Origin of the sequence: Streptomyces sp. NPDC002884 (assembly GCF_040295245.1) — a bacterium.
Lineage (GTDB): Bacteria > Actinomycetota > Actinomycetes > Streptomycetales > Streptomycetaceae > Streptomyces.
The window spans coordinates 1-19,099 of the sequence record NZ_JBEOVB010000025.1; the positions used below are offsets into that span (position 1 = coordinate 1).

Genomic DNA, 19,099 nt, shown 5'->3' on the forward strand with positions numbered 1-19,099 from the left:
CCGGCCCCGGCCATGGGCCCCGGCCCCGGCCATGGGCCCCGGCCCCGGCCATGGGCCCCGGCCCCGGCCATGGGCCCCGGCCCCGGCCATGGGCCCCGGCCCCGGCCATGGGCCTGCGGCCCGGCCGGTGCCTACAGCACCGCGCTCAGGAATTCCCGGGTGCGTTCCTGCTCCGGTGAGCCGAAGATCTGCTCCGGCGGGCCCGCCTCGATGACCCGGCCCGCGTCGAACATCAGGACCTGGTCGGAGATGTCCCGGGCGAAGTTCATCTCGTGCGTCACACAGAGCATCGTGATGTCGGTGGAGCGGGCGATGTCCCTGAGGACGTCGAGGACGCCCGCGACCAGCTCCGGGTCGAGCGCCGAGGTGACCTCGTCGAGGAGCAGGATCTGCGGCCGCATCGCCAGCGCCCGGGCGATCGCGACGCGCTGCTGCTGGCCGCCCGACAGCCGGGACGGCTTCGCGTCGCACTTGTCGGCCAGGCCCACCAGGTCCAGCAGCTCGCGCGCCCGCGCCTCCGCCTCGTCCTTGGACAGGCCGAGCACGGTCACCGGGGCCTCGGTGAGGTTTCTGAGCACGCTCATGTTCGGGAACAGGTTGAACTGCTGGAACACCATCCCGATCTTCTTGCGGACCTCGCGGACCTGCTTCTCCGGCGCCGGGAACAGCTGCTGCCCGTCGACGGTGATGGTGCCCTCGTCGGGCTTGGTCAGGGTCATCAGCAGCCGCAGGATCGTGGTCTTGCCGGAACCCGAGGGGCCGATGAGGGTGACGTGCTTGCCCGGCTGCACGGAGAAGTCCAGCTGGTCGAGGACGGTGTTGTCCCCGAACCGCTTGGTGACCTGTTCCAGCCGTATCAGCTCGGTGGTCCTGGGGGTGTCGGCGGGCTGCTTGAGAGTGTCAACGGACAAGGCGTCGCTCCAGGGTGCGCAGAAGGACGGAGGCGAGATAGGAGATGACGATGAAGGCCACGCCGATCACGGTGAGGGGCTCGGTGAACTGGAAGTGCTCCTGGGAGAAGAGCCGGGCCCGGCCGAGCATCTCCAGCACGGTGATCGCCATCAGCATCGGCGTGTCCTTGAGCATCGAGATGACGTAGTTGCCGAGCGCCGGCACGACCCGGCGGACCGCCTGCGGCAGGATCACCGCACGCCAGGTCCGGACCTTCGGGAGGTTCAGCGCGGTCGCCGCCTCCCACTGGCCGACGGGCACCGCCTCGATACCGGCCCGGTAGACCTGCATCGTGTACGTCGAGTAGTGCAGCCCGATCGCGACGACGCCGGTGGCCATCGCCGACAGGGTCAGGCCCCACTCGGGCAGCACGTAGAAGAGGAAGAACAGCTGCACCAGCAGCGGGGTGTCCCGGACGAACTCGGTCACGATCCCGACCGGCCACTGCACCCACCGCGTGGGCGTCCGCATCAGCAGCGCCCACACCAGACCCAGCGTGAACGAGATCAGCGAGCCGAGGACCAGCGCCTGGAGGGTGACGAGCAGGCCGTCCCAGAACAACGGCATGAAGTCGTGGACCGCGTTCCAGTCCCAGTTCATCGCACACCCGCCTTCAGGTGGTTCTCGAGCCCGCGCATCACCCGGGTGAGCAGGAACGCGATCACGAAGTAGATGAGCAGTACGTAGGTGTAGATCTCCGCGCTCTCCTGGAGCGCCAGGCGGACCAGGTTGCCGCTGAAGGCCAGGTCGCCCATGCCCATGACGGACACCAGGGCGGTGCCCTTGAGGAGTTCGACGAGGAGGTTGGAGAACGGCGGGATCATCTCCGGCACCGCCTGCGGCAGCAGGATCTTGCGCATCCGCTGCCCCGGCGTGAAGCCGAGCGCGATCCCGCCCTCCCGCTGCGCCGGGTCGACGGCCTGGAGGCCGCCGCGCACGATCTCGGAGCCGTACGCGCCGTACGTCAGCCCGAGCGCGAGGGTGCCCGCCCACATCGGCACCAGCTGCCAGCCGAACGCGGGCGGCAGCACGAAGAACACCCAGAAGATCATGACGAGCGCCGAGGTCCCGCGGAACACCTCGGTGTAGAAGCCCGCGAGGAAGCGGACGATCCACAGCCGATGCGTACGCGCGATCCCGACGAGGAAGGAGACGGCAGCGCCCAGCAGGGCGCTGAACACCAGCAGTTGAACGGTCGCCCAGACCCCCCTGAGGACGAGTTCCCAGAGTCCCGAGGTCATCCGCCGCACAGCTCCTTCGCGGTCAGGTCGGTCATCTCGGCCTCGGTGAACCCGAAGGGCCGCAGGATGCGGAACAGTTCCCCGCTCTTCTTCAGCTTGCGCAGCTCGACGTTGAAGGCGTCCCGCAGTTTCGTCTCGGTCGGCCGGAACGCGAAGGCGCCCCCGTCGACATGCGGCTTGCCGTCGACCAGCGGGGCGAACGGCTCGGTCGCCTCGGCCTTGGCGGACTTCTTGACGACCTCACGGGCGGTGAGCGCCGTACCGGCGAAGACGTCGACCCGCCCCGCCTCGACGGCGTTCAGTCCGGCGACCTGGTCCGGCACGATCAGGATGTCGTCCTGCTCGTACCCCGCCTCGACGGCGTACTGGATCTCGGCGTACCCGGTCCCGGTGGCGAACTTCGCGCCCTTCTCGACCACGTCCCGGTAGGAGCGCAACCCCTTCGGGTTCCCCTTGCGGACGATGAAGGCGTCCAGCATCTGATAGTCCGGGTCGGCGAATATCACCTGCTCGCAGCGGTCGGGATTGACGTACATCCCGGCGGCCACGACATCGAACTGCTGGGAACCGAGACCCGGAATGAGCGACCCGAACTCGGTGGGCACGGGCTGTACCTTGTCGACGCCGAGACGCTTGAACACCGCTTTCGCCAACTCGGGTGCCTCACCCGTCAACCGACCGTCCCGGTCGATGTATCCGAAGGGAATCTCACCGGCTATCCCGAGCCGTACGACACCCTGTGCGCGCAGTCTCTCCAGCAGGTCGCCGCCGGGCGCGGTCGACGCCGTCGCCACCCGTGAGCAGCCCGCGACGCCCAGCGTGCCGAGCGCCGCCACCCCCGCGAGCAGCGATCGGCGGGTGGTTCCGGTTGTGTGTATGCGATGACTGAGTTGTCTGGTCGGTGGAGCCATGGCGGCGCGGCTACCCAGGACGACACGACGTATGCACCATGGACCGTATGGCTGCCGACCGCTATCTCGAGGTCTCCCTGGTGAAAAGGGAAATCCACTGCACGGCGAAACTGCTGGCCGACCGCGCCCCGGTCACCTGCGAAGCCGTCTGGAACGCCCTGCCCCTCGCCGGTGACGTCTATCACGCGAAGTACGCCCGCAACGAGATCTACGCCCTTTTCCCGCCCTTCGCGGAAGCGGAACCACCCCTGGAGAATCCGACGGTCACCCCGATTCCCGGAGATCTCTGCTATTTCTCCTTCGCCGGAACACAACTGGGCACCCGGGCCTACGGTTACGACCACGAGGTCCGCCCGGGCACGACGGTCGTCGACCTGGCCCTCTTCTACGAACGCAACAACCTGCTGCTCAACGGTGACGTCGGCTGGGTCCCCGGCATCGTCTGGGGCCGGATCGTGGAAGGTCTGGAGGAGATGGCGGAGGCGTGCAACGACCTGTGGCGAACGGGCGCGGCGGGGGAGACGCTGCGGTTCCGGCGGACCGGCCCGCCGGGAGACGCCGCCGCCGGCTGAGGGCGGGGACTACGACCGGTCGCGCAACGCATGTCCCGCCCGCAGCACCAGCTCGTCCCGGTGCCGGGCGGCCACGATCTGCAGGCCCACCGGCAGCCCGTCGTCGTCCGTTCCCACCGGAACCGTCGCCGCGGGCTGCTGGGTGAGGTTGAAGGGATAGGTGAAGGGGGTCCACCCCGTCCAGCGCCGGTGCCCCGACCCGGCCGGCACCTCCGCTCCCGCCTCGAACGCCGTGATCGGCAGCGTCGGGGTGAGGAGCAGGTCGTAGGCCTCGTGGAAACGGCCCATGCGGCGGCCCAGTTCCATCCGGACGTCCACCGCGGCCAGATAGTCGAGGGCGCTGTACCGCGCGCCCTCGGCACAGATCTCCCGCAGCCCCGGATCGAGCGCCTCCCGTCGGTCCGCCCGCAGCCGCCGCGTCACCTGGGCCGCCCCGGCGAACCACAGGGTGTGGAAGGCGTCCACCGGGTCGGTGAAGTCCGGGTCGGCCTCCTCGACGTACGCGCCGAGCCCGGCCAGCCGCTCCACGGCCCGGCGTACGGCCACCGCGACCCCCGGCCGCACCGCGACCTGTCCGCCCAGCGACGGCGAGTACGCCACCCGCAGCCCGCGCACGCCCCGGTCGAGCCCCGCCCGGAACGGTCCGTCCGCCGGGCCCAGCGCCGACCAGTCCCGGGCGTCCGGCACACCGATCACGTCGAGCAGCAGCGCCGCGTCCGCCGCGTCCCGGGTCATCGGACCCACGTGCGCCAGCGTCCCGAAGGCGCTCGCCGGGTACAACGGCACGCGGCCGTACGTCGGTTTCAGCGCGAAGATCCCGCAGAACGCGGCCGGTATACGGACACTGCCCCCGCCGTCCGTCCCCAGCGACAGCGGTCCCGCGCCGAGCGCCACGGCGGCCGCGCTCCCGCCGCTGGAACCGCCCGCCGTGCGCGACGGGTCGTGCGGGTTGCGGGTCACGCCGGTCAGCGGGGAGTCCGTCACCCCCTTCCAGCCGTACTCCGGGGTGGTGGTCTTGCCGACGAGGACCGCGCCGGCCGCGCGCAGCCGGGCGACGGCGGGGGCGTCCTCGTCCCAGGAGCCGGACGGATCGACGGCCTTCGAGCCGCGCAGGGTCGGATGCCCCTTCAGCAGCAGGATGTCCTTGACCGTCACCGGCACCCCGTCGACCGGCCCCGCCGGCTCCCCGCGCCGCCACCGCTCCCGCGAGGCCGCCGCCTGCGCCAGCGCCTCGTCGGCGAGGAGCCGCACGAACGCGTTCACCTCCGGCTGGATCCGCTCGGCCCGGTCCAGGACCGCGCGGGTCGCCTCCACGGGGCTGAACTCGCCCTTGCGGTAGCCGTCGAGGAGCTCGGTCGCCGTGCGTGTGGTGAGGTCGGTCATGGACCCTCCCGAGGCCGGGGACGTCAGTGTCCGGGCACGTATCCGCGCTGCTTGTCGACCACGTTCTTCAGCGGCCGGCCCGCCGCCCACCGCTCGAACAGCTCCACGAACTGCGCACCGAGCTCGTCCCGCCAGCCGACCGTGTCGCCGCTCATGTGGGGCGAGATCAGCAGCCCCGGCACCCGCCACAACGGGCTGTCGGCGGCGAGGGGTTCGGTGGTGAGGACGTCCAGGGCCGCGCCCGCGATCCACCGCCGCTCCAGGGCCCGCACCAGCGCGTCCTCGACGACCAGCGGCCCGCGGCCGACGTTCACGAACCGGGCCGAGGGCTGCATCACCCCGAACCGCCGGGTGTCGAACATGCCGCGCGTCTCCTCGGTGAGCGGGGCGGCCGCGATCACCCAGTCGGCGCGGGCGAGGAGCCGGTCCAGGTCCTGGGGTCCGTGGATGCCGGTGCGCGGGACGCGGCCGACGACGGCCGTGGTCATGCCGAGCGCCTTCAGGGTGCGGGCGACCGCCCGTCCGATCGGCCCCGACCCGACGACCACGGCCCGGGTCCCGGCGACCCGCGTGCCCTCCCGGTGCCGCCACTCGCCCCGCCGCTGAAGCTCCCAGCTGCGCGGCAGATCCTTCGCCATCGCCAGGACCAGCGCGGCGACGTACTCGGCGATCGGCTCGTCGAAGATCCCGCGGGCGTTCGTCACCACCGTGTCCGAGGCGACGAGCTCGGGGGACAGCAGGTGGTCCACGCCCGCGCTCGCCGTGTGCACCCAGCCCGGCCGCGGTCCCTCGCCGGGCCAGGCGGCGCGCACCGCCCGCGAGGCGAAGTCCCAGACCAGCAGGACGTCCGCCTCGGGCAGCCGGGCGGCGAGGGAGGCCTCGTCGGTGTGCAGCACCCGGGCCCGTCCGGTGAGGCGCCCGAGCCGGGGGAGGGGGTCGGAGTCCAGCACGAGAAGCGTGGGCAGAGCTGCGGGGACGACGGCCATCCGGTGCCCCCTCCGTCCGTGAACAAGTGCCTGACGTGCGCGGATTGACCACGTTCGCACCCGAACCTACCGTCGTCAACACAGCCGTTCGTACGGCTCGTTGCGCATCCTGTCTCCCCGTGAGGGCGGTGCCCGCAATGGACGTCACCTTTCTCGGCGGCCCCCGCGCGCAGCGCGGCATCGGTGTCGTCGCCCCCTTCGACTTCGCGCTGGACCGCGAGTTGTGGCGCTGGACGCCGGACGACGTCTCGCTCCATCTGACCCGCACGCCGTACGTCCCCGTCGAGGTCGGCCTGGACCTCGCCCGCCGGGTGAGCGAGCACGAGACCCTCCAGGACGCCGTGCGCACCCTGATCGCGGTCGCCCCGGAGACCGTCGCCTACGCCTGCGCCTCGGGCAGTTTCGTCGGCGGGCTCGCCGGGGAGCGGGCGATGTGCGAGGCGATGACCAGGGCGGGTGCGACGCCGTCCGTGACCACCTCGGGCGCGCTGATCGAGGCCCTGACGGAGCTGGGCGCCCGCCGGGTGGCGCTGGTGACGCCGTACACGGAGTCGGTGACGCGGTCGCTGGAGGAGTACGTGGCCGAGGCGGGCGGCACGGTCACCGGACGCGCGTTCATGGGCCTGACCCGGCACATCTGGAAGGTGCCGTACCGGGAGGTGGTGGAGATGGCCCACCGGGCGGTGCGTCTGCCCGCGGCCGCCGACGCGCTGTTCCTCTCCTGCACCAACCTGCCGACCTACGACGTCATCCCCCAACTGGAGGCCGAACTGCGCATACCGGTGATCTCGGCCAACCAGGTGACCATGTGGGCGGCGTTGCGCCGACTGGGTACCCGGGCGGTGGGAGCGTATCAAGCGCTGCTGGACCCTTCAGCGCGCGTGTGGCCCCCCGGGCTGCCGGACACCCGGGTACCGCGGGAACTCCCCGTGCCGCAGGAACCCCCGGTCCTGCCGGAAGAAGAGCAGCAGGAAGGCTGGACATGACCGCACTCGGTTTCCTCTACCCGGGCCACTCGGCCGAGGACGACTACCCCCGTATCGAGCAGCTCCTGGGCAGTGACGTCCGCCTGGACGTGGTCCACACGGACATCGGCGAGGACGCGCACCGGGTCGACGCGCTGCGGCAGATGGGCGCGCCGGAGCGGCTGGCGAAGGGCGTCGAGCAGCTGCGGCTGGCCGGCGCCGAGGCGATCGTGTGGGCCTGCACCAGCGGCGGCTTCGTGCACGGCTGGGACGGCGCCCAGGAGCAGGTGCGCGCCCTGGCCACGACCGCCGGTATGGCGGCCTCCTCCACCTCCTTCGCCTTCGTGCACGCGGCCCGGGAGATCGGTGCCGGGCGGGTCGCCGTCGGGGCGACGTACCCGGACGACGTGGCGGCACTGTTCGCCGGGTTCCTGCGGGCGGGCGGCGTCGAGGTGAGCGGCGTCCACAGCGCCGGGATCGTCACGGCGGCCGAGGTCGGCGCCTGGGGCGAGGCGGAGGTGTTCGCCCTCGCCCGGGCGGCCGACACCCCCGACGCGACGGCGGTCCTGCTGCCCGACACCGCCCTGCACACGGCCGCGTTCCTCCCCGCCCTGGAGAAGGAGCTCGGCAAGCCGGTCCTCACCGCCAACCAGGTCACGGTCTGGGAGGCCCTACGCCTCACCGACCGCCGCGTGAACGCCCCGGGACTGGGCACCCTCTTCACCCGAGAGCCGATCGTGCAGGTCTGACCGGCCGGCCTCCCCGGTCGTCGGCGATATCGGCAGGGAAGGGCCGGGAATAAACGGGGACACCCTCCTGTTATCGGCCGGAGGACAGCGGACAGAGCACGGCCGACAAGCAGGAGGACCCCCGTGGCGGCGGACGAGACGGCGAACGATGCGACGGCGAGTGGTGTGACGTCGGCGGACGAGATCCGAGGGACGGTCCGAGGCAGCGCCCCGGTCCCCCTCTCCGTGCTGGACCTCGTCACCGTCGGTTCCGGTCATACCGCCACCGACGCCCTGCGTACCAGCGTCGAGCTCGCGCGGTTCACCGAGTCGCGCGGTTTCCACCGCTACTGGGTCGCCGAGCACCACTCGATGCCGGGCGTCGCCTCCTCCTCGCCCGCGGTGATCCTCGCCCACCTCGCCGCCCACACCGACCGCATCCGGCTCGGCTCGGGCGGCGTGATGCTGCCCAACCACGCGCCGCTTGTCATCGCCGAGCAGTTCGGCACCCTGGAGGCGCTGGCCCCCCGCCGTATCGACCTCGGCCTGGGCCGCGCCCCGGGGACGGACGGCGCCACCGCCGCGGCCCTGCGCCGCACCGCCACCCTGCACGAGGGCGCCGACGACTTCCCCGAGCAGCTCGCCGAGCTCACCCGTTTCCTGGACGACGACTTCCCCGACGGCCACCGCTACCGCCGTATCCACGCGATCCCCGGCCCGGTCCAGGGGACGTCCCCCGGCGGTGTGCAGTCGCCGCACCGGCCGCCCGTCTGGCTGCTCGGCTCCTCCGGCTTCAGCGCCCGGCTGGCCGGAGTGCTCGGCCTGCCCTTCGCCTTCGCGCACCACTTCTCGGCGCAGAACACCGTCCCGGCCCTCGACCTGTACCGGGAGTCCTTCCGGCCGTCCGAGGCGCTCGCCGAGCCCTACGCGCTGATCGGCGTCTCCGTGCTGGCCGTCGACGACGAGCGGGAGGCCCGCCGCCAGATCCTGGCCACCGGCCTCAACATGATCCGGCTGCGCGGCGGCCGCCCCGGTCTGTTCCCCTCCCCGGAGGAGACGGAGGCGCACGAATTCAGTCCGCTGGAAAGGGAGTTCGTCGACTCCTGGGGCGCGAACATCATTCACGGCACGGCCGACGAGGTCCGCTCCGGCCTCGACGACCTCCACAAGCGCACCGGCGCCGACGAGTTGATGCTCACCAGCCACGCCCACCGCGGCGAGCTGCGCCTGCGCTCCTACGAACTCGTCGCGGACGCCTACGGGTTGCCGACGGCGTAGGTCTCGGTACCCAGCAGCTCGGAGATACGATCCGGCGACACCGGACGGGAGTACAGCCACCCCTGGCCGGTGTCGCAGCCGATGCTGCGCAGTCGGGTCGCCTGCGCGGAGGTCTCCACGCACTCGGCGGTGACGGTCAGCCCCAGCCGGTGGGCCAGGTCGATCATCGCCTCGACGACGACCTGGTCGGCCGGGTTCGGCGGCGAGCCCGCGCCCTCGTACTGGAAGCCGCGCACGAAGGACCCGTCCAGCTTCAGCACCGAGACCGGCAGCCGGCTCAGGTAGGCGAGGTTGGAGTAGCCGGTGCCGAAGTCGTCGATGGCGATGCCCACGCCCATGTCGCTGAGCGCCTGGAGCGCCTGGAGCGGCCGCCCCGCCGAGCCCATCACGGCCGACTCGGTGAGCTCCAGCTGGAGCAGGTGCGGCGCGAGCCCGGTCTCGGCGAGGATCTCGGCCACATCCGCGACCAGGTCGGAGTCCCACACCTGACGCACCGCCACGTTGACGCTGACGAACAGCGGCGGATCGTCCGGATTGTCCAGCTGCCACTGCCGTGCCTGCCGGCAGGCGGTGGCCAGAACCCATCGGCCGAGCGGCACGATCGAACCGTCCTCCTCGGCCAGCGCGACGAACCGATTCGGCGACAGCAGCCCGAACCGGGGGTGATCCCAGCGCACCAGCGCCTCCACACCGCGCAGCCGGCCGTCCGACATGCCGACCAGCGGCTGGTAGTCGAGGCGGAACTCGCCGCGCTCGATGGCGGGACGGAGCGTGGAGGCCAGGGCCTGCCGGGTCATCAGATGCGCGTTGCGCTCGGGGTCGAACAGCGTCCAGCGGTCCTTGCCGTCCACCTTCGCCCAGTACAGGGTCGTGTCGGCGGCCTGCATCAGACCGGTCGCCGTGGTGCCGGCCGCGTGCCGCTCCACGACCCCGATCGACGCGGAGACGTTGAGCCGGTGCCCGGCCAGGTCGAAGGGGGCCTGGAGCGCCTTGAGTACGGACTCGGCGAGGTCGGCGAGCTGCTCGGTGCCGGTGGAGTCCTCGACCAGCAGCGCGAACTCGTCGCCGCCCAGCCGGGCCACCAGCGGCACGCTCGGCCGGGTCTGCCCCGCCTGCTCGGCGCACTCCGTCAGCCGGTCGGCGACGGCGGCCAGCAGCAGGTCGCCGACCCGGTGACCGAGGGTGTCGTTGACCGCCTTGAAGCCGTCCAGGTCCAGATAGCACAGGCCGATCCGGCCGGTCCCGGTCTGCTCGTACGCCTCCGCCTCCAGCGCGGCGGACACCCGCTCGAAGAACAGCGTCCGGTTGGGCAGCCGGGTCACCGGGTCGTGCATCTGGAGATGCCGCAGTCTCGCCTGGAGGTCACGGTGAGCGCTGACATCGGCGACCGACAGCAGCACGCCGGGCGTGTCGGGGTCGAGGGGGGAGACGGTGACCTGCGCCCACAGCGAGCGCCCGTCGGGCTGCTTCAGGCGCCGGGTGCAGCGCAGTTTCGCCTGCCGGCCGCGCAGTACCTCGCGGTAGGCGTGCCAGGTGCGCGCGTCGGAGGCCAGGTCCAGCAGGTCGGAGGCGACCCGTCCGACCAGGCCGGTGCTTCCGCCGCCGAGCAGCGCGTCGAGCGCGTCGTTGGCGTCGACGATGCGGCCCTCGCCGTCGACCACGGCCATGGCGAGTGGCGCCGCCGCGAAGACGGAGCGGTAGGCCGGTGGTCGGTTGACCAGGAGCCCGCTTTCCGTACTGTCGATGTCACTCTCTGTGACGGCTGACCGGTCGAGGTCTGCCGCGGGCGTCGGCCCTTCGGACGTTCCGCTCACCGCTCGCTCCCGCAGTGCACTCGATCGCTGTCCGTGCAGGAAAGTCTGCCGATCATAGAGGCTGCCCCCGGACCCGCGCAGCCACTGCCCAGTGTCCCCGAACAACCGGCCTTTCTGACAGATCGTTTCTGCCCGCACCTGGCCCGGTTCTGTGGGGGGACGACCGCTTGTGACGTTCCGTGAGAATTCCGGGGGTGTCGAGGTGATGCCCGCTTTCCGCCTCCTCACTCGTCTGGGGCAGACAAACAGGGCGTAGTACGACAAATTCACACAGGCTGGGTGGCGGTGTCCCGTGAACCGCCTTCCGGAGGTCCCTGTGCCGCGACTGCCGCGACGTGTGCGACTGCTGCCGCGCCCCCGACTGCGCAGTACCGCGGCCGTGTTCACCACCCTTTCGGCGCTGGTCGCGAACTCGCTCGTCGGCGGCCCCTCGGTCGCCGAGCCGTTCTCGCCCGCGCCGTGCGCCCTGACCCGCACCACCGCCCACCACTCGGAGGGCGTGGACACCTGGAACACCGCCTACCCGCGGCCGACCCGCTCCCTCGACGCGGTCATGGTCTTCCTGTCCTTCCCGGACCGGTTCCCGACGACCACTCCCGACGAACTGGCCGCCGACCACTTCCCGGCCACCAGCCGTTTCTTCCGGCAGGCGTCGTACGGGAAGTTCGCCCTGCGCGCGCATCCGCTGAAGCGCTGGATCAGCATGCCGAAGCCGTCCACCGCGTACGCCATACAGCGTGACTGGAACGCCGACAGCCGGGCCGCCTACCTGCACGACGCGCTGGCCGCCGCCGACCCCCACGTGGACTTCTCCCGCTACGACGTCGTCTACTTCGTGGCCGACCCGGACGCGCCGGGCGTCGACTCGGACGCCACGAAGGTCGTCAACCTGGACACCCCGCTGAACGCCGACGGCAAGGACATCCGCCGGGTCGTCACGGTCTTCGAGCAGCACCCCCCGGACCGGCTCGTCCTCGCCCACGAGACCGGCCACGTCTTCGACCTGCCCGACCTCTACCACCGCCCCGCCGACGGCAAGGGCGACTGGGACACCTACGTCGGGGACTGGGACCTGATGGGCAGCCAGTTCGGCCTCGCCCCCGACCTGTTCGCCTGGCACAAGTGGAAGCTGGGCTGGCTGGAGGAGCGCCAGGTGGTGTGCGTACGGGGGCCGGGTCCGACCCGGCTGACCCTGGAACCGCTGAGCGCCGGACCCGGCGTGCCGGTCCCCCGTGCCTCCGGGGCGCCGGCCTTCGGGCTCGGCAACGGGCCCAAGCTCGCCGTGGTGCGCACCGGACCCGACAGCGCGCTCGCCTTCGAGGCGCGCGGCCCGGCCGGCAACGACCGGGCGGCCTGCCGCACCGGCGTCCTCGTCTACCGCATCAGCAGCGGTGCCCGGTCCGGCCGGGGCCCGGTCGAGGTGATCGACGCCCACCCGCGCACCGAGGCCTGCTGGGAGAACTCCGTCTACCCGCCCCTCGCGGACGCCCCGGTCGCCCTCGGGGAGAGCTTCACGGTGCCGGGCAACGGCGTACGGGTGGACGTGGAGGGGCGCACGGTGTCGGGGGAGTGGACGGTGAAGATCACGCCGGGGACGAAGCTGTGACCCCTGGACCCTGGACCGTCCGGACGGACCCCGCACCGACGCGACACGACTCGCCTCGTCCTGTCCCGCCTCGTCCGGTCTCGTCCCGGGCACGCGAAAGGCCCCTCGCTCTCGCGAGGGGCCTTTGCCGTCTGTGCGCCGCCAGGGACTCGAACCCCGGACCCGCTGATTAAGAGTCAGCTGCTCTAACCAACTGAGCTAGCGGCGCCTGCTGACGTCGTAGACCTTAGCATCCTGATCCTGGGGAGGAGAAATCGAAATCCGCACGGCCGAACGGGCCGCCCGGACGGCCGCCCACAGCAGGATCTCCGGGCCCGGCAGCCAGGGATGACGGGTGTCCGGGGCGACCATCCAGCGCGTCGACGCGCCGTCCCGGGCGGGGGTGAGCGCGGGCACGGTCACCGCGTCACCCGTGCCGTGGCACAGCAGCGGCGGCACCGTCGCGGTACGGCCGTCCCGGCGGCCTTCGGCGCTCCACTCCTCCCACTCCAGCAGCGAGGGCAGCCGCTGGGCCGTGCCCGGCGCCGCGAACAGCAGCGTCCGTCCCCGGAACGCGGCCACCGGTCCGGAGCCCGGCCCCTCGCCCCACAGCCGGTCGAGCATCAGCCGGCCGAACATCGCCGGCGCGCTGACGATGTCGAACGCCGAGCCGCAGGGCAGTACCACCGGGGCCTGCGGTCGCTCCTCCCAGAAGGCGAGCGTGCTGCGCGGATACGTCCCGGCGGAGGCCAGCCAGGCGGCGCCGTCCGGGGTGACGCCGATGGGTTCGTCGCATGCGCTGCTCATACCTCCAGGTCTACCGGGGGTGAGCGGACGATTTCACAGGGTTGCCGGAAACCGGGACGGGAGGGGAGGGGGAGGAGTATCTTGCCCGCCCGGCATATGCCAGGCGGGCAGGTCGTACTCGACGCGGTCGATCGGCTGCTGCGCCGACGCGGTCGCTGTGCCGTGCGGCGCTCACACGGGGTCGGCGTGCCCCCGCCCCTCGGTGTCGCCCCGCAGGAGATCCCGTCCGAACTCGACCATCTTCTTCGCGTAGTCCTCGGTCCACTCGGCCCGCTCGCCGATGTCCGCCGGGGTCAGCCGGTCGAAGCGGCGCGGATCGGCGAGCTGCGCCGCCGCCATGGCCTGGAACTCCACCGCCCGGTCGGCGGCCGCACGGAACGCGAGCGTCAGCTCCGTCGCCCGGGTGAGCAACGCGGCCGGATCGTCTATCGACTCCAGGTCGAAGAAGTGCTCCGGATCACCGGCCGCCTCGGCGGGCTCGAAGAGCAGGGGCGCGGGGCGTAGCCGCGGTTCGTTCCGACGCGGCGTGGGCTCCGCCATGTCTTCTCCTCCTCGTACGGTTCGGATGGCTCCACAGGCGGACAGCACCGGCGGAGTGGACCACCCTCCATTGTCCCCCGGCAGCGCAAGAGGCCCTCGGCCCCGCACTCTCAAGGCTCCCGGCAGCCCCGATGTTCCCGCCGGGTCGTGACTCCCGGGCCCCCGATGCTCCCGCCGGATCAGGGCTTCCAGGCCACCCGGTGTTCCGCGAGGTGTGACAGCACCGCGTGGTTCGCCTCCCAGCCGTCCGGGCTGTGTTCATCGGCCGCCGCCGGCGGCGTGCCGGCCTCCGGCCGGCGGAAAGGCGGGTGGGCGGCTGCCGGGGTCAAGGTCTCCACGGCACCCGGTGTTCCGCGAGGTGTGACAGCACCGCGTGGTTCGCCTCCCAGCCGTCCGGGAACTTCACGAGGGTTCCCAGCTGGACCGGTTCCGTCGACGGGTAGGCGTCCAGGAGGTCGCTCACGCCTGCCCTGCACACCACCACGCACGCGTGCCGGTGCCGGGAGGCCAGGACGCACAGTCGGCCCGTCTCCAGGTGGAAGGCGGTGGCGTCGGGGCGGCCGGAGAGCGGGTGGAGGATCACCGTGACGTCGAACTCCATGCCCTGGAGCCGGTTCGCCGTGTCCACGGTCACGTCCCGGACGCCCAGTTCCGCCAGCGCCGCCCGCACCGCCGCCGCCTGGTCGCGGTGGGCCGTGCCGACGGCGACCCGGTCGGCGGTCAGCGGGGTCGGGTCGGGGGAGAGCTCCGAGGTGGCCGCGCCGCCCCGGTCCAGCAGCCGCCGGACGACCGTCGCGACGGCCCGCACCGCCTCGGGGTCGGTCCGGGGCGTGTGCCGGGCGGGCAGCTCCAACAGGCCCCAGCCCGACTCCGCCGCCTCGTCGATCACCCGGTCCGTGCCGGAGCCGTCGGGGGGCACGGCGAAGGACAGGCGCCGGTCGCCGTGCCCGGTGCCGCTGCGGAACGGGGTGAAGGGGTAGAACGCGTCGGAGACCAGGGGCGCCGCCGACGCAGGAAGCCGCCAGGACACCGGCAGCCGGTGCTGCGGCAGCTCGGGGTTGTGCGCGAGCAGGGTGCTCACCGCCGAGGCCGACGGATCGTACGACAGGCCCGCCCACTGCTCGCCGCCCACGATCGAGAACGGGTCCAGCTGCCCCGGGTCGCCCACGAACAGCGCCCGCTCGAACAGCCCGGCCACGGCCAGCAGCCCGTCCGACCGCATCTGGTACGCCTCGTCCACGATCGCGTGCCGCCACGGCTCGTCGACCTTCACATGCGCCCACTTGGCGGCCGTGGAGATCACCACCGGCAGACCCGCCAGCTCCGCCGCCTTCGCCGACTTCCGTACGTTCGGCAGCTCGTCGAGCACCTTGTCGTACGGGTCGGCGTCGCTGCTGTGCAGCCGGCCCACCGGCAGCTCGGGGTTCTTCACGGCGAGCCGCACGACCAGGTCGTCGACCTGCGCGTTGGTCTGCGCGACCACCATCAACGGCCGCCCCGCGTCGGCGAGTTCCAGGGCCGCGCGGACGACGAGCGTGGATTTGCCGGCGCCGGGCGGGGAGTCGACGACCACCCCGCGCGCGGTGCCGTGCAGCGTGTCGCGCAGGATCGCGTCGGTGGCGCGAGTGGCGGCGGTACCGGGGTCGAAAGCGGCCTCGGTGGTCACAGCACATCCTCCCGGGTGACGGAATCGGGGACTTCGGGCACCTGCTCGCCCGGCGGGCCGCCGTGCGTCCACGGCGTGTCCTCCGGGTCGGGAAGCTTCGCGCCGCCGCGCTGCTCGTGTTCGAAGAGCGTGAAGCAGAGCCGGTCGCCCTTCTCGGGCAAGGAGCCCACCTCGGGCTCCTTGCCCCGGCCCATCTTGTCGACGATCCGCAGCACCAGCAGGCCGTCGTCCTCCTCGCCGTCCCGCCCCACGAACTCGGCCGCCTGCGGCTTGCCGCCCAGCGACCGGAACACCTTCGCCCGCTCCCCGAGATGCGGCCGGTCGTCCGTCCGTACGGTGACCAGCGGGCGCGGGCTCGGCCGCTTGCTCTCGCTGTACGCCATGACCACGTCGACGACCTCGCCCGCGAACGCCTCCCCGGCCAGCCGCCGCCCCGCCATCACCAGCGGGTCGTCGAGCGCCTCCTGCGCCTCCAGCCGGGCCTGTTCGCGCTCGCGGGTGGCGAGCTTGTTGGCGGCGGTGACGGCGTCGTCGCGCCGCGGCTGCGGGGGCTCACCGGCGACGACCCGGTCGCGGTGGCCGGTGAACGACCAGCGGTCGCGCGTCCAGCGCTCCTCGACGTGCGCGCCCTCCGGCAGCGCCCGCAGCAGGTCCAGGCCCTCCCACACCTTGCTCCAGGTGGGCAGCGTCCTGCTCCTCACCAGCTCGCGGATCTCCTGCTCGGCCGCGGTGAGCGCGCCCAGCCGGTCGTCGGCCTGGAGGCCGTCCTCGGCGGCGGCCAGGGCGGTGCGCGCCCGGTCGTAGCGCTCGAAGGCCGGGGCGAGCAGCCTGTTGTCGAACGCCGGGTCGGTCGCCGGACCGGCCGGCGGGCACACCAGCTGTCCGGCGGCGTCCCGCGCGAGTTCCGCGCGCAGCGCCGCCGCCGCGCCCGTCTCCCCCGGCGGCGGGGCGATCCAGGCGAGCTGCGCCCCCAGGTGCTGGTCCTCCAGGCTGGACTGCCCGGTCGCCCAGTGCCGGCCCAGGACCTCCGTCATCGCCATGAGCAGTGAGGAGCCGGGCACCCGGGACCGCTCCCCGAAGTGGGTCAGCCACCGTCCGAGCAGCGGCACGTGCGGGGGCGCGGGATACGGCGTCTCCGGGTCCTGCTCCGCCGTGCGCCTGAAGCGCATGGAGCGGCCCAGGAGGCGCACGAAGTCGACGCCCGCGCGGCTCGGGACGATCAGCTGGGGCGCGTCGGCGCACAGCTCGACCTCGACCTTGACGCGTTTTCCGGACTCCGGGTCGGTCTCGCTGCGCTCGGCGGCCTCGACGACGTCGGCGTAGGAATCCAGGTACGGCAGGACGACGTCGGCCAGTTCGGCGAGGAACGCGAACCTCAGGTCGCGGTCGCGCGGCTGCGGTACGACGAGCAGCCGCGGCGCGTCCCGCTCGGTGCCGACCAGCGCGCCCAGCGGGGCACCGGCCTCACCGGCCGTGGTCAGCGGGACGAGGACCAGCGGCCGCTCGGAGAGGCGCCGGTGCCGGACGGTGGCGGTGGGCTGGGCGCGGCCGGTGGTGACGGCCTCGAGCCGGGCGAGGGTGGTGATCAGTGACACATCGGCCCCAGGGCGTCGGCGCGGAGTCGTGCGGCCCGGCGCAGGGCGGCCACCGCAGGATCCCGCGGATCGCCGCTCTCGCCGCGCGCCGCCGCGAGGACGTCCTCGACGGTGGTGAGCCCGCCCAGTTCGGCCCGCACGGAGCGGCCCAGGGAGGTGACCGCGCCGGCCGCGCGGGACCGCTCACGGCAGTGGAACGCCAGCTCGCAGGCGGCCAGGCATTCGGGCGCGTACGTCGCCGGGACCGCCTCGACGGCCGCCGTGAGCCGCTCGGCGGGCAGCTCGGGGGAGAAACAGGTGCCCTCGGGGAGGGCGTCGGCGATGTCCTGGATGCGGGTGAGGCGGGCCAGTTGGCGGCTGGTGACCGCGCGCTGCTTGCGCACGTCCACGGCGGAGGCGGTGGGCAGGTTGGAGAAGTCCTTGGGGCAGACCAGGAGCACCCGGTGGCGCACGCGCGGGGCCGGGTCCAGCCGGGCGGCGACCGCCTCGAGGGCGAGCACGTACACGGCGGCCTGCCGGGCGGCGGCGCCGACCTTCGCCGGGTCCGCCGAGCCGTCCAGCATCGGGAAGGACTTGATCTCCACGACCGTCCAGGTGCCGTCCGGGTGCACCACCACCGCGTCCGGCTCCAGGAAGGCGGGGGAGCCCGCGACGTCGAGCGCGATCATCGGATGGTCCAGGAGCGTCCAGGTGCCCCTGGCCCCGGTGGCCTCGCGCAGCGCCAGCGCGGTGCGCGCCGTGCGGCCCTCGGGGCCGATCGCGGACAGGTCGGGCAGGGCCGCTTCGGCGGGCGGCGCGGCCCCGGGGTCCAGCCGCTCGTGCACCAGCCGCAGCAGCTCCGCGCCGCCGTCCGCCTTCACCTTCGCCTCGAACGCGTTGCCGCGCGTCAGGGCGAACTGGGACTGCCCGAAGGCCGAGGGCGAGCCCAGCGCGTCCGCCAGCGTCGCCTTGTCCACCCCGGCGCCGTCGAGGATCGCGCGCCGCTCGCAGCCCGGGTTGGCCGCCAGTGCCGCGAGGGCACGGGCGTCCAGCGCCTTGGCCGGTACGTCGGGGCCGCGCAGCTCAGCGAGCCGCTGCCGGAGCGCCGTCCCCCGCGTCCGAGGGGGAGGCACCCGGCTCGGCTCCGGGGCCGAACCGTGACTCGCGCTGCCGTGGAATTCGCTCACCCGTCGAAGTCTGGCATCCGCCACTGACAATCGAGGACGATGTGCTCGCAGAGGCCGCCGCGACCAGTGGGACACGGTCCGCGAACCACACCCGGGCGCGGTCCGCGCCGCGCATCGCCAGCGGTGTCAGCAGCAGGCCGACACCCATCACGGCCGCGCCCGCGACCGCGTCGAGGAAGTAGTGGTTGGCGGTGCCCATCACCACGAGCGTGGTCACCAGCGGGTAGACGACACCGGCGGTCTTCGCCGTACGCGTGCCGCCGTGGCGCCACAGCATGACACCGCACCACAGGGCCCAGCCGACGTGCAGACTGGGCATGGCCGCGTACTGGTTGGTCATGCCGCCCATACCGCGCGGGGCGCTCGCCTCGCCGCCCCACCAGCCGTACGAGCTGTACTGGGCCATGGTGTCCACGAAGCCGTGGCCGGCCGACAGCAGCCGGGGCGGGCAGGTGGGCAGCAGAGTGAAACCTATGAGGCCCATGAACGTGGACGTCATCAGCCAGGTGCGGGCCGCCCGGTAGTGCCGGGCCCCCGAACGGAACAGCCAGACCAGGATCACGGGCGTCACCAGGTAGTGCAGCGACGCGTACCAGAAGTCGGCCGGCACGCCTATCCACGCCTGGGTCCTGAACAGCCGGTTCAGCGGGTGCTCGGCGTTGATGTGCAGGAACTTCTCGATGCGCAGGATTGCCAGACCGTGGTCGACGGCGGTGGTCACATCGCCCCGCGCGAGCAGTCGGCCCGCGGAGTAGCAGGCGTACACCAGCAGGAGCAGGGGCAGCTCGGTCCACCAGCGCAGCCGTGTCCGCGGGGCCGCCTCGGTGCCTGGTGTCTCGGTCTGCGGCATCCGATCGCCTCCCCCTTCTGTTCGCTGTCTCGTGGCTGCTGTGCCGGTTGCTCGGGACGGG

The 19,099-nt window shown here is 72.7% G+C and carries 18 protein-coding genes and 1 tRNA gene; 5 read left to right on the forward strand and 14 right to left on the reverse strand.

The window, feature by feature from the left end; genetic code table 11:
• Window positions 1-131: 131 nt before the first annotated feature.
• From ehuA to ehuB, 4 genes are read right to left on the reverse strand one after another with little or no spacing between them, the layout of a single operon-like run.
• Window positions 132-911 carry an ectoine/hydroxyectoine ABC transporter ATP-binding protein EhuA gene (gene ehuA, locus ABT070_RS33580; RefSeq protein WP_351766287.1) on the reverse strand — a complete coding sequence of 260 codons (780 nt, stop codon included), beginning with the start codon at window positions 909-911 and terminating at the stop codon, window positions 132-134.
• Window positions 901-1,551 carry an ectoine/hydroxyectoine ABC transporter permease subunit EhuD gene (gene ehuD, locus ABT070_RS33585; RefSeq protein ID WP_351766288.1) on the reverse strand — a complete coding sequence of 217 codons (651 nt, stop codon included), beginning with the start codon at window positions 1,549-1,551 and terminating at the stop codon, window positions 901-903. Before ehuD ends, ehuA begins: the two co-directional genes overlap by 11 nt.
• The gene (gene ehuC / locus ABT070_RS33590) at window positions 1,548-2,192 is read right to left on the reverse strand and encodes an ectoine/hydroxyectoine ABC transporter permease subunit EhuC (protein WP_351766290.1); all 645 of its coding nucleotides are present in this window, start codon (window positions 2,190-2,192) and stop codon (window positions 1,548-1,550) included. The genes ehuD and ehuC overlap by 4 nt, the downstream gene beginning before the upstream one ends.
• A complete protein-coding gene (ehuB, locus tag ABT070_RS33595) occupies window positions 2,189-3,103 on the reverse strand; it encodes an ectoine/hydroxyectoine ABC transporter substrate-binding protein EhuB (protein WP_351766292.1) in 915 nt (304 codons plus the stop codon). Before ehuB ends, ehuC begins: the two co-directional genes overlap by 4 nt.
• Before the next feature lie 38 nt (window positions 3,104-3,141).
• Between ehuB and ABT070_RS33600 the strand changes: the two genes are divergently transcribed.
• On the forward strand, window positions 3,142-3,675 hold the full coding sequence (locus ABT070_RS33600) for a DUF3830 family protein (RefSeq protein ID WP_351766293.1): 534 nt from the start codon (window positions 3,142-3,144) through the stop codon (window positions 3,673-3,675).
• Window positions 3,676-3,684: 9 nt separating this feature from the next.
• Here the strand turns inward: ABT070_RS33600 and ABT070_RS33605 are convergent, their stop codons facing one another.
• Complete coding sequence (locus tag ABT070_RS33605; RefSeq protein ID WP_351766294.1) at window positions 3,685-5,058, reverse strand: amidase; 1,374 nt, start codon at window positions 5,056-5,058, stop codon at window positions 3,685-3,687.
• A 23-nt stretch (window positions 5,059-5,081) separates the two neighbouring features.
• Complete coding sequence (locus tag ABT070_RS33610) at window positions 5,082-6,044, reverse strand: D-2-hydroxyacid dehydrogenase (protein ID WP_351766295.1); 963 nt, start codon at window positions 6,042-6,044, stop codon at window positions 5,082-5,084.
• Between the two features lie 137 nt (window positions 6,045-6,181).
• On the opposite strand from ABT070_RS33610, the gene ABT070_RS33615 reads away from it, so the two are divergent.
• The 3 genes from ABT070_RS33615 (at window position 6,182) to ABT070_RS33625 (ending at window position 9,015) form a co-directional block, all read left to right on the forward strand.
• A complete protein-coding gene (locus ABT070_RS33615) occupies window positions 6,182-7,030 on the forward strand; it encodes a maleate cis-trans isomerase family protein (RefSeq protein WP_351766297.1) in 849 nt (282 codons plus the stop codon).
• Entirely contained in the window at window positions 7,027-7,758 is a 732-nt protein-coding gene (locus ABT070_RS33620; protein WP_351766298.1) for a maleate cis-trans isomerase family protein, read from the forward strand. Before ABT070_RS33615 ends, ABT070_RS33620 begins: the two co-directional genes overlap by 4 nt.
• A gap of 165 nt (window positions 7,759-7,923) precedes the next feature.
• Entirely contained in the window at window positions 7,924-9,015 is a 1,092-nt protein-coding gene (locus ABT070_RS33625) for an LLM class flavin-dependent oxidoreductase (RefSeq protein WP_351766455.1), read from the forward strand.
• On the opposite strand, the gene ABT070_RS33630 is transcribed toward ABT070_RS33625, so the two are convergent.
• The gene (locus tag ABT070_RS33630) at window positions 8,994-10,829 is read right to left on the reverse strand and encodes a putative bifunctional diguanylate cyclase/phosphodiesterase (RefSeq protein WP_351766300.1); all 1,836 of its coding nucleotides are present in this window, start codon (window positions 10,827-10,829) and stop codon (window positions 8,994-8,996) included. The two genes, ABT070_RS33625 and ABT070_RS33630, sit on opposite strands and share 22 nt — an antisense overlap.
• 337 nt (window positions 10,830-11,166) lie before the next feature.
• On the opposite strand from ABT070_RS33630, the gene ABT070_RS33635 reads away from it, so the two are divergent.
• Complete coding sequence (locus ABT070_RS33635) at window positions 11,167-12,435, forward strand: M6 family metalloprotease domain-containing protein (protein WP_451099384.1); 1,269 nt, start codon at window positions 11,167-11,169, stop codon at window positions 12,433-12,435.
• A gap of 134 nt (window positions 12,436-12,569) precedes the next feature.
• Here the strand turns inward: ABT070_RS33635 and ABT070_RS33640 are convergent.
• The 7 genes from ABT070_RS33640 to ABT070_RS33670 form a co-directional block, all read right to left on the reverse strand.
• Window positions 12,570-12,643, reverse strand: a tRNA-Lys gene (locus ABT070_RS33640).
• A complete protein-coding gene (locus ABT070_RS33645) occupies window positions 12,634-13,221 on the reverse strand; it encodes a bifunctional DNA primase/polymerase (RefSeq protein WP_351766303.1) in 588 nt (195 codons plus the stop codon). The genes ABT070_RS33640 and ABT070_RS33645 overlap by 10 nt, the downstream gene beginning before the upstream one ends.
• A 171-nt stretch (window positions 13,222-13,392) precedes the next feature.
• Window positions 13,393-13,761 carry a DUF8844 domain-containing protein gene (locus tag ABT070_RS33650; RefSeq protein WP_310435087.1) on the reverse strand — a complete coding sequence of 123 codons (369 nt, stop codon included), beginning with the start codon at window positions 13,759-13,761 and terminating at the stop codon, window positions 13,393-13,395.
• A 325-nt stretch (window positions 13,762-14,086) separates the two neighbouring features.
• Window positions 14,087-15,427 (reverse strand): AAA family ATPase, encoded by a 1,341-nt coding sequence (locus tag ABT070_RS33655; RefSeq protein WP_351766305.1) that lies wholly within the window; start codon window positions 15,425-15,427, stop codon window positions 14,087-14,089.
• Window positions 15,424-17,022 carry a hypothetical protein gene (locus tag ABT070_RS33660; RefSeq protein ID WP_351766306.1) on the reverse strand — a complete coding sequence of 533 codons (1,599 nt, stop codon included), beginning with the start codon at window positions 17,020-17,022 and terminating at the stop codon, window positions 15,424-15,426. Before ABT070_RS33660 ends, ABT070_RS33655 begins: the two co-directional genes overlap by 4 nt.
• Window positions 17,013-18,134: a hypothetical protein gene (locus tag ABT070_RS33665; RefSeq protein WP_351766307.1), complete on the reverse strand. Its 1,122-nt coding sequence runs from the start codon at window positions 18,132-18,134 to the stop codon at window positions 17,013-17,015. Before ABT070_RS33665 ends, ABT070_RS33660 begins: the two co-directional genes overlap by 10 nt.
• The gene (locus ABT070_RS33670) at window positions 18,085-19,038 is read right to left on the reverse strand and encodes a phosphatase PAP2 family protein (protein WP_351766308.1); all 954 of its coding nucleotides are present in this window, start codon (window positions 19,036-19,038) and stop codon (window positions 18,085-18,087) included. Before ABT070_RS33670 ends, ABT070_RS33665 begins: the two co-directional genes overlap by 50 nt.
• Between the last annotated feature and the right edge of the window lie 61 nt (window positions 19,039-19,099).

Excerpts from the sequence above, each read along its gene's own strand:
- ehuD (WP_351766288.1), bottom strand. The coding sequence starts at position 1,551 with ATGAACTGGGACTGGAACGCGGTCCACGACTTCATGCCGTTGTTCTGG.
- ehuC (WP_351766290.1), bottom strand. The coding sequence starts at position 2,192 with ATGACCTCGGGACTCTGGGAACTCGTCCTCAGGGGGGTCTGGGCGACC.
- ehuB (WP_351766292.1), bottom strand. The coding sequence starts at position 3,103 with ATGGCTCCACCGACCAGACAACTCAGTCATCGCATACACACAACCGGA.
- ABT070_RS33600 (WP_351766293.1), top strand. The coding sequence starts at position 3,142 with ATGGACCGTATGGCTGCCGACCGCTATCTCGAGGTCTCCCTGGTGAAA.
- ABT070_RS33605 (WP_351766294.1), bottom strand. The coding sequence starts at position 5,058 with ATGACCGACCTCACCACACGCACGGCGACCGAGCTCCTCGACGGCTAC.
- ABT070_RS33610 (WP_351766295.1), bottom strand. The coding sequence starts at position 6,044 with ATGGCCGTCGTCCCCGCAGCTCTGCCCACGCTTCTCGTGCTGGACTCC.
- ABT070_RS33615 (WP_351766297.1), top strand. The coding sequence starts at position 6,182 with ATGGACGTCACCTTTCTCGGCGGCCCCCGCGCGCAGCGCGGCATCGGT.
- ABT070_RS33620 (WP_351766298.1), top strand. The coding sequence starts at position 7,027 with ATGACCGCACTCGGTTTCCTCTACCCGGGCCACTCGGCCGAGGACGAC.
- ABT070_RS33645 (WP_351766303.1), bottom strand. The coding sequence starts at position 13,221 with ATGAGCAGCGCATGCGACGAACCCATCGGCGTCACCCCGGACGGCGCC.
- ABT070_RS33650 (WP_310435087.1), bottom strand. The coding sequence starts at position 13,761 with ATGGCGGAGCCCACGCCGCGTCGGAACGAACCGCGGCTACGCCCCGCG.
- ABT070_RS33670 (WP_351766308.1), bottom strand. The coding sequence starts at position 19,038 with ATGCCGCAGACCGAGACACCAGGCACCGAGGCGGCCCCGCGGACACGG.